Source organism: Roseovarius sp. SK2, from assembly GCF_028807495.1.
GTDB classification, from domain to species: Bacteria; Pseudomonadota; Alphaproteobacteria; order Rhodobacterales; family Rhodobacteraceae; genus Roseovarius; species Roseovarius confluentis.
In genome coordinates this window covers 108,759-123,620 of record NZ_JARAMK010000008.1, presented here as the reverse complement: position 1 = coordinate 123,620, position 14,862 = coordinate 108,759, and the positions used below count along the sequence as shown (strand labels likewise).

The 14,862-nt window shown below is 65.4% G+C and carries 15 protein-coding genes; 4 read left to right on the top strand and 11 right to left on the bottom strand.

Features of this window, described 5'->3' with window-relative positions; all coding sequences use genetic code 11:
* Positions 1-46: 46 nt before the first annotated feature.
* The 6 genes from PVV74_RS15470 to PVV74_RS15445 form a co-directional block, all read right to left on the bottom strand.
* Positions 47-757, bottom strand: coding sequence for an SDR family oxidoreductase (locus PVV74_RS15470; RefSeq protein WP_274593833.1), 711 nt, complete (start codon positions 755-757; stop codon positions 47-49).
* Positions 754-2,289: an AAA family ATPase gene (locus tag PVV74_RS15465; protein ID WP_274593832.1), complete on the bottom strand. Its 1,536-nt coding sequence runs from the start codon at positions 2,287-2,289 to the stop codon at positions 754-756. The genes PVV74_RS15470 and PVV74_RS15465 overlap by 4 nt, the downstream gene beginning before the upstream one ends.
* A gap of 122 nt (positions 2,290-2,411) precedes the next feature.
* Positions 2,412-3,047: an acyl-homoserine-lactone synthase gene (locus tag PVV74_RS15460; protein ID WP_103763784.1), complete on the bottom strand. Its 636-nt coding sequence runs from the start codon at positions 3,045-3,047 to the stop codon at positions 2,412-2,414.
* Positions 3,048-3,142: 95 nt separating this feature from the next.
* On the bottom strand, positions 3,143-3,868 hold the full coding sequence (locus PVV74_RS15455) for a helix-turn-helix transcriptional regulator (protein WP_103763785.1): 726 nt from the start codon (positions 3,866-3,868) through the stop codon (positions 3,143-3,145).
* 382 nt (positions 3,869-4,250) lie between these two features.
* Positions 4,251-5,543 carry a crotonyl-CoA carboxylase/reductase gene (ccrA, locus tag PVV74_RS15450; RefSeq protein WP_103763881.1) on the bottom strand — a complete coding sequence of 431 codons (1,293 nt, stop codon included), beginning with the start codon at positions 5,541-5,543 and terminating at the stop codon, positions 4,251-4,253.
* 133 nt (positions 5,544-5,676) lie between these two features.
* Entirely contained in the window at positions 5,677-7,053 is a 1,377-nt protein-coding gene (locus PVV74_RS15445) for a 1-acyl-sn-glycerol-3-phosphate acyltransferase (protein ID WP_274593831.1), read from the bottom strand.
* Between the two features lie 425 nt (positions 7,054-7,478).
* Between PVV74_RS15445 and PVV74_RS15440 the strand changes: the two genes are divergently transcribed.
* Positions 7,479-9,458 (top strand): protein meaA, encoded by a 1,980-nt coding sequence (locus PVV74_RS15440; RefSeq protein WP_274593830.1) that lies wholly within the window; start codon positions 7,479-7,481, stop codon positions 9,456-9,458.
* The gene (locus PVV74_RS15435) at positions 9,455-9,841 is read left to right on the top strand and encodes a nuclear transport factor 2 family protein (protein ID WP_274593829.1); all 387 of its coding nucleotides are present in this window, start codon (positions 9,455-9,457) and stop codon (positions 9,839-9,841) included. The genes PVV74_RS15440 and PVV74_RS15435 overlap by 4 nt, the downstream gene beginning before the upstream one ends.
* A gap of 75 nt (positions 9,842-9,916) precedes the next feature.
* Here the strand turns inward: PVV74_RS15435 and PVV74_RS15430 are convergent, their stop codons facing one another.
* On the bottom strand, positions 9,917-10,453 hold the full coding sequence (locus PVV74_RS15430) for a DUF4168 domain-containing protein (RefSeq protein ID WP_274593828.1): 537 nt from the start codon (positions 10,451-10,453) through the stop codon (positions 9,917-9,919).
* 148 nt (positions 10,454-10,601) lie between these two features.
* Between PVV74_RS15430 and PVV74_RS15425 the strand changes: the two genes are divergently transcribed.
* On the top strand, positions 10,602-11,042 hold the full coding sequence (locus PVV74_RS15425) for a GNAT family N-acetyltransferase (protein WP_274593827.1): 441 nt from the start codon (positions 10,602-10,604) through the stop codon (positions 11,040-11,042).
* Between the two features lie 15 nt (positions 11,043-11,057).
* On the opposite strand, the gene PVV74_RS15420 is transcribed toward PVV74_RS15425, so the two are convergent.
* A complete protein-coding gene (locus PVV74_RS15420; RefSeq protein WP_274593826.1) occupies positions 11,058-11,585 on the bottom strand; it encodes a DUF4329 domain-containing protein in 528 nt (175 codons plus the stop codon).
* Positions 11,586-11,658: 73 nt separating this feature from the next.
* On the opposite strand from PVV74_RS15420, the gene deoD reads away from it, so the two are divergent.
* Entirely contained in the window at positions 11,659-12,363 is a 705-nt protein-coding gene (gene deoD / locus PVV74_RS15415; protein ID WP_274593825.1) for a purine-nucleoside phosphorylase, read from the top strand.
* A gap of 187 nt (positions 12,364-12,550) precedes the next feature.
* Here deoD and PVV74_RS15410 read toward each other — a convergent pair whose 3' ends face one another.
* The 3 genes from PVV74_RS15410 to PVV74_RS15400 are packed head-to-tail and all read right to left on the bottom strand — an operon-like array spanning position 12,551 to position 14,839.
* Positions 12,551-13,402 (bottom strand): MBL fold metallo-hydrolase, encoded by an 852-nt coding sequence (locus tag PVV74_RS15410; RefSeq protein ID WP_274593824.1) that lies wholly within the window; start codon positions 13,400-13,402, stop codon positions 12,551-12,553.
* 5 nt (positions 13,403-13,407) lie between these two features.
* Entirely contained in the window at positions 13,408-14,106 is a 699-nt protein-coding gene (locus PVV74_RS15405) for an SGNH/GDSL hydrolase family protein (protein WP_274593823.1), read from the bottom strand.
* Positions 14,099-14,839 (bottom strand): DUF2161 domain-containing phosphodiesterase, encoded by a 741-nt coding sequence (locus PVV74_RS15400; RefSeq protein ID WP_338020429.1) that lies wholly within the window; start codon positions 14,837-14,839, stop codon positions 14,099-14,101. Before PVV74_RS15400 ends, PVV74_RS15405 begins: the two co-directional genes overlap by 8 nt.
* Between the last annotated feature and the right edge of the window lie 23 nt (positions 14,840-14,862).

The window sequence follows — 14,862 nt, the reverse complement described above, 5'->3', positions numbered from 1 at the left end:
CCGGGATCTCGCGGGGCGATAGGCCCTCGATCAACAAGGTGGCCCCCTAACCCCGGCCGATGTAGGGCATCTTCGTCGCCATCACCGTCATGAACTGCACGTTCGCCTCGGGCGGCATCTCGGCCATGTGCAACACCGACCGCGCCGCGTTGTCCACGTCCATCGTGTGCATTTCGGGGTTGGCCTGTTTCAGCCCGGCCACGAGCTCGCTTTCGGCATTACCGATGTCGATCTGCCCGCAGGCGATATCGAAGGGCCGGCCATCCAGCGACAGTGAGCGGGTCATGCCGGTGATCGCATGCTTGGACGTGGTGTAGCAGATCGAACCGGGCCGCGGCACATAAGCCGACAGCGAGCCGTTGTTGATGATCCGCCCGCCCTGCGGGTCCTGCGCGCGCATCGCTGCAAAGGCCAGCCTTGCCGTGATGAACATGCCGCGCAGGTTGACGGCGATGACCTCGTCGAACTCTTCGACGGTCACCGCGTCCGGCGTTGTCGAGGGGCCGAACGTGCCGGCGTTGTTGAACACCGCATCCAGACGCCCTGCCTCTCCCAGAAATGCCTCGAAGGCGCGTTCCATGGCCTGCGCATCGATCACGTCTGCTGGCAGAACCACCGCCTCGCGCCCCTGCGCCAGTTCGTTCAGCCGGTCGGCGCGGCGGGCCACCAGCCCCACGCGCCACCCGGCGTCGAGGAACGCCTCCGCCGTCGCACGGCCAATGCCGGAGCTGGCGCCGGTGATCAGGATGGATTTCATAGCTCTGTCTCTGCCTCCATTTCCAGTTCCAGCGGCGCGGGCGCCGCCCGCAGGTCGTCGATGCGCAGGGCGCCGGTGGGTTTCGACAGCCGGTTGCGCACCACCCAGTGCAGACGCTCCTCCGCGCGGGTGATGGCGACGTAGGCCAGCCGTTTCCACAAGGGCTGCCCCGCCTCGGTGCGGCCCATGCGGGCGGCGGCGTAGATGTCGGGGGCAAAGACCTGCACGTCGGGCCATTGGCTGCCCTGCGCCTTGTGGATCGTCACCGCCGCGCCATGCAGAAACGTGGCGCCCATGCGGGCGGCGAAGGGGATGAAGGGCTCTTCCTCGTCCGGCTTCTCGATCTTGACGATGCTGGCGGCACTGACGCGCGGGTCCTCGGCGCCCATGACGTGCAGCCGGGAAAAGCCCGGCTTGCGGCCCGCGCCCAGATAGATCACCTGCGCTCCCTTGATCAGGCCCCGCGCCTCGAGGTCCAGCCGTTTCTTGCGGTGCTTGAGCGGCAGTTCCAGCCCGTCGCAAATGAGCGGTTCCCCTTCCAGCAACTCGGTCTCGGGCGCGCCATGCACGGCGCGGAAGGCGTTGATCAGGCGGATGCGGGTGGCGTTGCGCCAGACAAGGACGGGCGAGCGCGCCATCAGGTCCACCTCGACCCTTTGCGCCCATTGCACGCGGTCGTCCTGCGCCGCCTTCTGTTCGACCAGCCGCTCGAAATCCTGAAACCCGACCTTGGGGTCGCCCAAGGCGTGCGCCAGGTCGAGGATCGGGTTGTCGGCGTCCTGCCGGTGGATGCGGTTCAGCGTCAGCTTGGCGGGCGCGGGCAGCCCGTCGAAGACCATCGAGCCGGACTGGTTCACGGGGGCAAGCTGCGCGGGATCGCCGAAAAGCAGCAGCGTCGGAAAGATCTCCTGCAGGTCCTCGTACTGCTTTTCATCCAGCATCGAGGCCTCGTCGATGAAGCCTATATCCAAAGGCTCCTCGCGGCGCTTCCAGCCGGTGATGAAATCACTGCCGCGCAGCCCCGCGGCGGCCAGCGCGCCGGGGATGGACTTGTGCGTGCCATAGAACAGCCGCGCACGTTCCAGCGCCTCCTCGGTCAGGCCCTCGATCTCGGGCTTCTCGCCGTTGCCGGCCAGCCACTCGGCGATGCGCTCGTATTCGGGGTCGTAGACGGGGGTATAAAGGATGCGGTGAATGGTGGTGGCGGGCACGCCGCGTATTCGCAATACGCTGGCGGCCTTGTTGGTGGGGGCAAGGATAGCCAGCGTGCGCCGATCCTTGCGGCGGCGGCCTTCCCAGTCGCCCGACACCACGTCGACGCCGGCCTCTTCCAGAGCGCGGTAGAGTGCGGCCAGCAGCAGAGTCTTGCCCGACCCGGCCTTGCCGACAACGGCCATCACGCCGGACTTTCCTTCGCGCGGCGGGGTCAGCATCCCCTCGTCAAGGTCCACGCCAGCCTCGCGCAGCGCGGCGGCGATGCGGTCATGGGCCTCGGCCTGGTCGTCAGAGTATGTAAGCGCGGTCTGGGACATGGCGCGACCCTACAGCCGCGCCTTGGCCTGCACCAGCGCGGGAGCCGATTTCTTGCAAGAAATCGGATCGGAAAATTGCAATTTTCCGGCCCGGAATTTTCGAAAATTCCGGTGCGCCCCGCTCAGGCCGATTGTGCGAAAGGCTGGCGCTCGTCACCGAAGCTGCGGCGGAACCATTGCTCGCTCAGTTGCGGGGTGACACCGGCGCGGCGGGCCACTTGGGCGCGGGCGGCGTCGGTGAACTCCCACAGGCCCACGCTGATCCGGTCGCGGCCTGCGCCCATGCTGCCCAGCACCTCGGGCGACGAGCCGATCGTGCGATAGATCCGCACCATCCGCGCGTCGAACACGCCGGCGAAATGCTGCACCCCGAAGTGGCGCATCAACTCGCCGCCGCCCAGCATCAGCGCAGCGGCGACCCGGCTTTCGGCGCCGCGCGCCAGGCAGAACCGCGTGCATTCCCAGATATGCGGGCTTTGGATCGTACTGCCGCCAAGGATATCGGTGAAATGCTCGTTGATCATCGTCCGCCCGGTGGTGGGCAGGAACCGCATCGAGCCCTTGTGGCGCCCGTCAGACCCTTCCCAGATCACGTAGAGCGGGTTGAGGTCGTCATATTGATCCCGCTCCAACCCCTTGTCATCGACCGCCACGTCCCAGCCGAGCCGGGTCTTGAACTGGTCGGCCCGGTCGCGGAACATACCGTCGGCCAGCTTGGTGAAACGGTGAAGTTGGTCGGCGTAAACATAGCGTAGCATGGTCGAATTCCCCTCTGTCAGTACGACAAGAGGAAAATTCTCGCCAAATCTTTAAACGCCTGTAGGAGCACCGCGCGTTGCGCACACCGGCAAGGTCAGATCACGATCAAACCCTGGCTGATGGCGCGGGCGACCGCGTGAACCGTGTTGATCGCCCCCAGCTTGAACCGCGCGGATTCGATATAGACCCGCAGCGTGTGTTCGGAAATCGACAGCGTGTCGGCCACCTGCGCCCGGCCATAGCCCAGCGCCAGCAGCGTCAGCGCATCGACCTCGCGCGGGGAAAGCTGGCGGGCGGGCGCGGGCGCGCGGTCAGGCTCGAATTCCAGCGCCTTCTGGTTGAAGGTATGCGCGCACAGGATCAACTCCCGACGATGCGCCTCGGTGAATTCCGCCCAGGCGTCGTCGTCACATCGGTGGTTCACGGTGAAGAGCGCGAATTGCCCGTTCGGTCCCCGCAACGGGATCGAGTAGCCCTGGTTGCCCAGGCCGTGATCCTGCGCTTCCTTGAGGAAAGCCTGCGCGGGCTTGCCGGACCAGTCCAGCCGCTTCCACTCGACGGGGTGAAACCGCTGGTAACAGCCCTTTATGACCGGATCGACGCGCAGGTAATCCTTTTCGACATAGCGCTCGACCCAGGCCGGATCATAAGTGCCGCACCCATACTGGTCGCCCGCGGCGCTGACCCAGTGATAGACAAGATGATCGATCCGGAAGTGATCGCGCAGGCGCATGGCGACTTGCTGAAGGTCCGCCGGTTCGCGGGCATGTTCAAGATCTTCGAGAATCGGTTCGAGCCGCCGTGGCGGTTGCACGTTCATACCCAGTCATTCCCTCCCGCGGCGACGTCCCCTTCGACGTCAGTTCCGCCGCCGCGACGAGTCTCGTGTCGTCGATCTGTTCGGCAAGAACCCCAAGGCCATTTTGCCGAGCGAAGGTTCTGAGATCCGCCAGGACATCCAGTATCCACTCGTTCTGCATAATAGCCTCCTTCGGGAGTAGTTAACGAAAGGTTAACTCAACCTTAGCATGTTGAACTTTTTCGCCGAATTCGCGCTTTTTCCCTCCCCGAATGTAGCGAGGTCACGATCTTCAAGCGCCTGGAATCGTTAACTCCGCTTCCGGGGCAGAAAAAAGCCTGCGAACCGGGGCACCGATTCGCAGGCCAGATGCGGGCCGAACCGGCCCGTCAGGGAGAAATCGTTAACCTTTCTTGCCGGCGTCCAGCACGTCCTCGACCGTGCGCAGACCCGTCCGCGGGGATTGCACCAGCACCGCCATGTTGCCCGGCTTGTGCTCGTTGCGCAGCATCTTCATGTGCGCGCCCGGGATCTCGTCCCAGGGGAAGACCTCGGACATGCAGGGGTCGATACGGCGCTCGACCACCAGCTGGTTGGCCGACGAGGCCTGTTGCAGGTGGGCAAAGTGGCTGCCCTGCAGGCGCTTCTGGTGCATCCACATGTACCGCACGTCGAACGTACAGTTGAACCCGGTCGTGCCGGCGCAGATCACGACCATGCCGCCCTTCTTGCAGACCAGGGTCGAGACCGGAAAGGTCGCCTGGCCGGGGTGCTCGAACACCACGTCGACATTGTTGCCCTTGCCGGTGATGTCCCAGATCGCCTTGCCGAACTTGCGCGCCTCGGTAAACCATTCCTTGTATTCGGGGCTGTTCACCTTGGGCAGTTCGCCCCAGCAATTGAAATCCTTGCGGTTGATGACGCCCTTGGCCCCCAGCGACATGACGAAATCGCGCTTGTCCTCATCCGAGATCACGCCGATCGCGTTGGCGCCCACGGTGTTGGCCAACTGGATCGCGAAGGACCCCAGGCCCCCCGAAGCGCCCCAGACAAGCACGTTCTGACCGGGCTTCAGCTCGTGCGGGTGGTGGCCGAACAGCATCCGGTAGGCGGTGGCCAGCGTCAGCGTGTAGCAGGCGCTTTCCTCCCAGCTGAGGTGCTTGGGGCGCGGCATCAGCTGTTGCGCCTGCACGTTGGTGAACTGCGCGAAGGAGCCGTCGGGCGTCTCGTAGCCCCAGATCCGCTGCGTGGGCGAGAACATCGGGTCGCCGCCGTTGCAGTGGATGTCGTTGCCGTCGTCCTGGTTGCAGTGGATTACGACCTCGTCGCCCACTTTCCAGTTCTTTACCTTGTCGCCCACGGCCCACACGACACCCGAGGCGTCGGAGCCGGCGATGTGGTAATCCGCGCCATGCCCGTCAAAGGGGCTGATCGGCTCGCCCAGGCCGGCCCAGATGCCGTTGTAGTTCACGCCCGCGGCCATCACCAGCACCAGCACCTCGTTGCTGTCCAGCGTCGGCGTGTCCACCACCTCGACCTGGAAGGACTTGTCGGGCTCGCCATGCCGCTCTCGCCGAATGGCCCAGGCGTACATCTGCTTGGGCACGTACCCCAGGGGCGGCAGTTCGCCGATCTCGTAGAGGTCTTTCTCGGGCGCGTCGTAGGGCGCAATTCCGGTTTCGGTGTCCAGAGCCATCGGGGCCTCCTTCATATGCGTTTGCCGCGATGCAGAATCGCGCCTGTCCGCACTGAAATAACTTTCATCGCGCAACAATGCAATGCCGACTTGTGTATTTTTGAAATTTTATAACCCAGCAGGTGCAGAAAGATCAGGGTTTTTGCGCCGCATCTGCGAAAAACTGTCGGATGGAATTGGCGTAATAGACCAGCAGGTCGCACTCTTCGGGGACGATCTCGATACCCTGCGCGGTGTCGCGGACGAGCCCCCTCTTGCGCAGGATGCGCAGCCCCGCCTCGAGCGAATAGCCAAGATCCTCGCGCGGGATGTGAATATGCGCCTGGCCCAGGCTGTCGGTCATCTTGGCCAGCACCTCTTTCAGCTCCGCCTCGGGCAGCGGCGTTCCGGCCTCCAGCAGGGCGTGGGCGACCATCGGCACCGGCAGCACCGGCACCTCTTCCCCGATCCGCGCCATCAGGCGCTCGCCCAGGGTTTCGACCGGGGCATCGGGATGTTCGCGCTGAAACGCCGACAGGGACACCGGCGCGCCGAAACTGACCGCGGCATAGCCGTGACGGTGATAGCGCCGCGTGATCCACAGCCAGAACTGCTTCAGAACGAAGCCCCCCACCACGCTGATCCGCGCGCCAAAGCGGCGCTTGCCCGCCTTGTTCGCGGCCACCAGGATGCGGTCCTCGAACACCCGGTCATAATTCACGGCGACCGGCACGAAGACCACGTCGCGCCCGTCCGGCTCGCGCTCCTCGATGATGTATTTCAGGATGCCAAGCTTGGGCCTGGCCAGCGCCCCGTCAAGGCTCAGCCCGCCCTCGGGGAAGACCGCCTGAGTCACCCCGCCATCGGTGGCCATTCCGACATAGCGCGCCAGTACCCGGCGATAGAGCGCATTGAGCGACCGGCGCCGGATGAAATAGGCGCCCATCGTCCGAATGAGCCGGCTGAGCGGCCAGACCCGCGCCCACTCGCCCACGGCATAGCTGAGCGCCGACTGCTCGGCGGCCAGCCATGTGACCAGCACGTAATCCATGTTCGACCGATGGTTCATCACGAAGATCACGGTGGCGTCGGGGTTGATCTTGCCGATCCCCTCTTCGTCGAACCGGCCCATGCGCACGCGGTAAAGCGCCGTGCTCAAGAACTTGGCCAGCCGGATCGCGATGCCGAAATAGGCGGTCGCGGAAAAGCTGGGCACGATCTCCCGCGCGTAGCGCTTGGCCTTCTCGAAGGCGACGTTCTCGGGGATGCCGTTTTCGTGCGCGTGTTCGGCGATGGCCTTGCTGACCTCGGGGTCGTAGATCAGCCGCTGGATCATGTCATAGCGGCGCGCCAGCTTGAACGGCTCGATCTTGCGTTCCAGCCGCTGGTTCAGGCGGTTCACCACCCGCTCCATCCGGCGGCGGAAAAACCAGCGCACCGAGGGGAACAGGAAATGCGAGGCAAAGGTGACCGCCGCAAACAGCAGGATCAGCACCAGCAGCCAGATGGGAAGTTCAACCGTTTGCGTCATCCAGCGCACCATGCCAGCCCGCGTGAGGGGGTACAAAGGAAAACGCCGCAAGCCGCGCGATCGCCAGACCGCGGGCTGGCGAACCATCGTTGGTTCATGGCACTTTATGGTTGCCGCGTCCGACTAACCTCCGACCGAAGCGCGAACGTCACCCAATCGCCAGCCCGTCCGGGCGGCCCCCCTTTCGGCGATTGCAGCAATCGCCTTTCGGTCAGCGGCCGATCGCGCGGCGGCCTTCGGCCTTGATTCCGCGCGGTATAAGATGACCGACACCGTTGAATACTCGAAAAGGTACGGCGATTTGGTCATGGAAACCCTTCCCGCCCCGAATTGCCGCAACGCAGCGAATTGACAGCGTCACATAATTCCGAATAGTTTGCCCCTGTTGAAAGAAAGTTGCGCAAACCGATTCAAGAGGCCGCCTGATGTCGCAGATGCAGAATGACACCCCCAAGGATCGTCCGTGGTTGATCCGCACCTATGCCGGCCACTCCACCGCCAAGGCCTCGAACGCGCTCTATCGCGGCAACCTCGCCAAGGGGCAGACGGGCCTCAGCGTGGCGTTCGACCTGCCCACCCAGACGGGCTATGACAGCGATCACGTCCTCAGCAAGGGCGAGGTCGGCAAGGTTGGCGTGCCGGTCTGTCACCTGGGCGACATGCGCACGCTTTTCGACCAGATCCCGCTGGATCAGATGAACACTTCGATGACGATCAACGCCACCGCGCCGTGGCTTCTGGCGCTCTATATCGCCGTGGCCGAGGAACAGGGCGCGGATGTCAGCGCCCTGCAAGGCACGGTGCAGAACGACCTGATCAAGGAATACCTCAGCCGCGGCACCTATATCTGCCCGCCCAAGCCCAGCCTCAAGATGATCGGGGACGTGGCCGAATACTGCTACACCCATATCCCCAAGTGGAACCCGATGAACGTGTGTTCCTATCACCTGCAGGAGGCCGGCGCGACACCGCAGCAGGAGCTGGCCTTTGCGCTGGCCACCGCCTGTGCCGTGCTGGACGAGTTGAAACCGCGCGTGCCCGAAGAGGATTTCCCGGCGCTGGCGGGGCGCATCAGCTTTTTCGTCAACGCGGGCATCCGCTTCGTCACCGAGATGTGCAAGATGCGTGCCTTCGTCGACCTGTGGGACGAGATCCTGCAAACCCGCTATGGCGTCGAGAACCCCAAGTTCCGCCGCTTCCGCTATGGCGTTCAGGTCAACTCGCTGGGCCTGACCGAGCAGCAGCCGGAAAACAACGTCTACCGTATCCTGATCGAAATGCTGGCGGTGACGCTGTCGAAAAAGGCCCGCGCCCGCGCGGTGCAGCTGCCCGCGTGGAACGAGGCGCTTGGTCTGCCCCGCCCATGGGATCAGCAATGGTCGATGCGGATGCAGCAGATCCTGGCCTACGAGACGGACCTTCTGGAATACGAGGACCTGTTCGAAGGCAACCCCGCCGTCGACGCCCGCGTCGAGCAGTTGAAGGAAAGCGCCCGGCAAGAGCTTGAGACGCTGGACAGCATGGGCGGCGCCATCGGGGCGATCGAACACATGAAGGCGCGGCTGGTCGACAGCAACGCTGACCGACTTGGCCGGATCGAGGCGGGCGAGACGACCGTGGTGGGCGTCAACAAGTTCACCACCTCCGAGCCGAGCCCGCTGCAATCCGAGGATGGCGGCATCATGCGCGTCGACCCGGCGACCGAGGCCGAACAGATCGACCGCCTGAACGCTTGGCGCGAGGAACGCGATGACGACGCGGTGAAAACCGCGCTGGCGGCCCTGCGAGAGGCCGCCTCGAAGAACGAGAACATCATGCCCGCCTCCATCGCTGCGGCCAAGGCGGGTGTCACGACAGGCGAATGGGCCGAACAGATGCGCCAGATCCATGGCCAGTATCGCGGCCCGACCGGCGTGTCCGGCAGCCCGTCGAACCGCACCGAGGGCCTTGACGACATCCGCGACGCGGTCGATGCGGTCAGCGACAAGCTGGGCCGCCGCCTGAAATTCCTGATGGGCAAGCCGGGCCTTGACGGGCATTCCAACGGCGCCGAGCAGATCGCCTTCCGCGCCCGCGACTGCGGCATGGATATCGCGTATGAGGGGATCCGCCTGACGCCCGAGGAAATCGTCACCGCCGCGCTGGACGACGAGGCGCACGTGATCGGCCTGTCGATCCTGTCGGGCAGCCACATGCCGCTGGTCGAGGACCTGCTGAATCGGATGCGCGAGGCGGGGCTGGGTCACGTGCCGCTGATCGTCGGCGGAATCATCCCCGAAGAGGACGCCAAGCGCCTGCTGGAGATGGGCGTGGCGCGGGTCTATACGCCGAAGGATTTCGAGCTGAACACGATCATGATGGATATCGTCACGCTGGCCGATCCCAAGGCCGTCGCGGCGGAATGACCGATCAGACGGATCGCAACAAGGCCAACGCGATGGCCTTTTACGATCTGATGTTCAATCAATGCCGCCCGCGCGACGCCATCGCGCGTTTTGCGGGCGACGTCTATATACAGCACAATCCGCATGTCGCCGACGGCAAGGACGCCTTTGTCGACTATTTCGAACGCATGGCACGGGACTATCCGGGCAAGCAGGTGCGCTTTGTCCGCGCCGTGGCGGAGGCCGACCTGGTGGTGCTGCATTGCCACCAGACATGGCCGGGCAGCGACGATTACGCGGGGATGGACATTTTCCGCTTCGACGAGAACGGCAAGATCGTCGAACACTGGGATGTCCTGCAGGTCATCACCGGCCAGTCAGCCAACGATAACGGACTGTTCTGACGCGTCCCGGGGTCGTCCGCGGAGGGATTGAGCGCGACCCCGGAACGCATGCGGCGTGCCGGATGACCGGCGCGCTTACTCGGTGGTCTCTTCTTCGGTATCGGCAGCACCCTCGGCGCCTTCGGCCACGGCACCGGCATCGTCCGCGTTTTCCTGCGCCGCCTTGCCTTCAGCAGCGGCGGTCTTGAGCTGGGCCATGATCCGGTCGTTGAGTTCCTGATCTTCCTGCGCCGCGATGTCGATCGCCTTGAACTCTGCCGGGGTGATGTCGGCAATCACTTCGATCGAGTTGACGATCGAGTCGTTGGCATAGGCCATCAGCTCGGCGCGCTTCTCGCCATCCGACTCGGCCTCGATCCGGGGCACGAAGTGCTGGGCCACGGTGTTGACCGCCGCCAGCGCCTGCACGAAGGACGCGACTTTCTCGTCGCTCAGCGTATCGTTGCTGATGCCTTCGGCCGGCTCGATCTTTGCCAGCGACTTGGTCGGCTCCTGCTTGGTCGTCTCGGTGGCCGCGCCTTCGGTCTGGGTGTCTTGCGTGGCTTCCTGTGCGAAGCCGGCAGTGCCCAGCGCCAGTGCGGATGCGGTGGCGATTGCGATACGTGAAATCATTATGGTCTCCTCGACGGGATTGTCTTGGTTTGCGGTTGAGTGACACATGGCCAGTCCCCTGCCGTCTTGCAATCCGTTCGGCGAAAAAACGCTGGAATCGGCAGGACAGACGCGACAGACTGCCGAATGCGCCAGAAGGACACGCCGCATGACCCTTTCCATCCGCCCCATCGCCCCCCAGGACGAAGCCGACTGGCGCAGACTCTGGACCGCCTACCTGGAGTTCTACGAAAGCAGCGTCAGCGAGGAGGTCTACCAGACCACCTTCGCCCGGATCTGCGCCCCCGAGGTGACCGACCAGAACGGCCTGCTGGCGCTCGACGGCGAGACGCCGGTGGGGTTGGTGCACTACATCTTTCACCCGCATAACTGGCGGGTCGAGAAGACCTGCTATCTACAGGACCTCTACGCCGATCCATCGGTGCGCGGCACCGGCGTGGGCCGAAAGCTGATCGAGGCGGTCTATGCCGCCGCCGATGCCAACGGCACACCTTCGGTCTACTGGATGACGCAGGATTTCAACAGCCGGGCACGGCAGCTTTACGACCGGATCGGCCAGCTGACGCCGTTCATCAAGTATACCCGCTGATAGGAGGCGTTCCGTTCAGGGAAACTGCGCCGCCTCGCGCCGCATCAACGCGCGCAGGGTATAGGATCGCGCGATCGGCCCTTCCGCTCCCATCACGTGGCGCGGATCGGCCGGGATGCAGCCCGGACCACAGACCTGACGCACCTCCATGCGGCGCGTGTCGAGAAACCACAGCCGCCCGGCGGGCGTGCCGACATAGCCGTTGATGCCTTCGCCCTTGTCAGCGCGGAGGTCGTTGACGGTGGGCACCTCGGACCAGGCGTCCTCGTCATACGCCCCGTGCGTGTGCCAGGACGCCACAACGCGCAACCTCTCGGGCCAACTGGGCTGGCAATAGTTCAGGTACCCGCGCCGGGGCCGCGTCGTGGCCAGCTGGCCCGAGGCGGTATAGCCGATATAGCCGCAATATTCCCGGTTCTCGGCCACCGACCGGGCCTGCGCCTGCGACAGAACATGCCTTGCGACGCCGATCTCGTCCGCGCTCTGCGCGGGCGCGGCGGCGGGCGCCGTCCCCAGCAGGGCCAGTAGCGCAATGATCCGCATCGGCGTGTGTCCTCTCTTGCAGCAGCGGGTCCAGACGTTACCGTAACGCGATCGAGCAACAGAGGGGAGCCCCATGACAATCCATATCGGCGCCGCACCCGGCGACATTGCCGAAACCGTCCTGATGCCCGGCGACCCGATGCGCGCCAAGTGGGCCGCCGAGCGGTTCCTCGATGCGCCGCGCCAGGTCAACGCGGTGCGCGGGATGCTGGGCTTTACCGGCACGTGGCGCGGGCATCCGGTGACGATCCACGGCAGCGGGATGGGCATGGCGAGCCTGTCGATCTATGCCAACGAGCTTTTGCGCGACTTTGGGGCAAGGACGCTGATCCGCATCGGCTCCACCGGCGCGATGCAGCCGCATGTGGGCCTGCGCGACGTGATAATCGCCATGACCGCCAGCAGCGTCGGCACGCCCTCCTCGACCATCTTCCGCGAACTGAATTATGCCCCCTGCGCCGATTGGGGCCTGTTGCGGGCCGCCGTTGCCGCGACCGAGGCGCGGGGCGTGCCGCATCATGTGGGGGGGATCTATTCGTCCGACACGTTCTATGACGAGCGGCCCGACCTCAACGAGCAGATGACCCGCCACGGCATCCTCGCCGTCGAAATGGAGACCGCCGAGATGTACACGCTGGCCGCACGGCACGGCGCGCGGACGCTGTCGGTGCTGACCGTGTCCGACCATCTGCAAACCGGCGAGGCCCTGCCCAGCGAAGACCGCGAGGCCAGCTTCGGCGACATGGTGGACATCGCGCTAGAGGCGGCGTTTGCGTAAGGTGCGTTTTCAACGCACCTTTCCCGGGCTGGACACCTGGCATGGGCGCGTGGTGCGTTGAAAACGCACCCTACGCAATCTCCGGAAACGCATACGTCTCACCCGTGACACATTTGCGCGCGGAATCAAGGCCGTAGGCCGCCGCGCCATCGACGACCCCCACCGAGGGGGGCGGCGATGGCGCACCCTACATGTCCTCCAGAAACGCGAACGCATCCCCCTCGACACGCGCCCGGCCCAGCGACGGCAGCCGGAAATGCGTGCCCAGCACCCGCGCATCCCGATCCACCGCATGCTCCAACAACGCCCGGCGCGACAGCACGGCCCGCTCGGCGTCCTGATCGAAGGTAAAGTGCCACTCGGGGTGCCAGCATTGCGCCGCGCTGTGGATGGCATCCCCCGTAATCATCGCCTCGGCTTCGCCACAGCGCACCACGACCGACACATGCCCCCCGGTATGCCCCGGCGTCGGCATCAGCGTCACATGATCACCGATCCCGTGCGCGCCCTCGACCAGTTCCGCCTGCCCGGCCTCGATCACCGGCAGGAGGCTCTCGTCATACATGCCCTTCGCCTTCTCGGCATAGAACGCCTCGTCCGCCTTCGGCAGCAGGTAGCGCGCGTTGGGGAACGTCGGCACCCAGCGCCCGTCCAGCAGCCGCGTGTTCCAGCCGATGTGATCCACGTGCAGATGGGTGCACAGCACGTAGTCGATATCCTCCACGCCCACGCCTGCCCCGCTAAGCGCATCGAGAAAACGCGGCGTGTCGCGCTGGTGCCAGTCCGGAAAGCTCGGCGCGGTCTTGTGGTTGCCGACACAAGTATCGACGAGGATCACGTGATCGGGCGTCTTCAGCAGAAAGCCCTGGATCGGCAGCATCACGCGGCCCGTCCGGGGGCACAGCCCGCCCGGCACTTTTTCGGCGATGATGCGGCCCACATCCGGGCCGGCGCCCGGGAACATCTCTTCGGGTACAAGAAACGGCGCGTCGATCTCCAGGATGCGCCACACCTCCACCTCACCGATCCGACACAACATGGCGCTCAGCCCTCCCTGATCCGCTCCGCCACCCGGCCCGCCCACATGTCATAAAGCGGGGCGGCAGGATGAAACCCGTCTGCGGCCATCAGGCCCCGGTCCATCGGGAAATCCATCGAAACGTAGCGCAGCGCGGGGTTTTGCGCCACAAGGTTGCGTAGCTCGCCATCCAAGGCCGCCGCGCGCCGCCCGAGAACCCCGCGCAAGGGGCGCGGCAGCAGCGGGAACACCCCCAGCGGCGGCACGCCCGAGGCGACGATCCGGGTCACGCCGAACCGCTCTTGCAGACGGGCCGCGAGGTCGCGGTAGTTGCGCCGCCACCGCACCCGGCGCATCCCGTTCTTGGCGTCATTCACGCCCAGCGCGATCACCGCCACGTCGAAGGGCTGCTCCGGCATCTGCGCCAGATCGGCCAAGGCGGTTGCCGTGGTCGCGCCGCCCCGCGCCTCCAGCCGCCAGTGCACGCGGAAATGCGGCGCAAGATGCGCCACAAGTCGCCCGGCCAGCGCGTCCTCCTGCGTCTCGACGCCCACGCCCGCGCCGGAACTGTCGCCGACGATCAGCAACCGCAGGTCCGGGCCTGCGCCCGCCACGCCGTCGCGCGGGCCCGCCGCCTCGGGCAGGTGTGCCGTCCGCAGCACGACCCAGGCCACCTGTGGCACCAGCACCGGCGCCATCAGCGCCGCGCGGAGCGCATCACGCATCGGTCTCGCTTTCACCGAACGCCATGCCGGTGTCGCTCAGGGCATAGACCCCGCGCTCGACCCGGTAGAACCAGCCGGAATGATTATCCGCCATGATCCGCGTCGCCCGCGCCACGCCGGTGGCCCTGGCGATCACCGCGCCAGAGGACGGCCCATGCTCGGACAGGTAGGCCACGCAGGCCCGCACATCCTGCTTGTAGGACGTTTCGATCTGACCGCGTGTGCCGCCCTCGTTCGGATCGCCCCGCCGGGCGTTGAACTCCTTCAACAGCCGCGCGCGCTTGACCTTGGACCGGCGCGGCTGGAACGGCGCGGGATCGCAGTGCACCTGCACCGTGCCCTCGTCCAGCGCGACGCTCAACACGCCCAGCCCCAGCCGCTTGCAAAGGCCGATGTTGCCCTTGAACGCGCGCCACCCCGCCTTGCCCTTCCAGCGCGGCACGGCCACGTAGACCTGCTCGGTCACCGCCTGCCGCGCCACCGCCTGTTGCAGAAGGGTCAACGAAAACCCGGTCTTCAGCTCCACCACCACCGGCTCGGCATCCGCGCGCAGGCCCACCACGTCCGCCGGCCCGACCTCGGATTTCACGGCATAGCCCAGCGCCTCCAGCCAGGTCTTGACCGGGGCGTATAACAGGGTTTCGCGGGCATCATGCATCCCGGCAATTTGGCCGCAGGTTGCATGGGTGACAAGCCCTTCGCACAGCCCTATAAGGCGCGCGAACAAACTCATTTCAGCCCCGAGGACGACATATC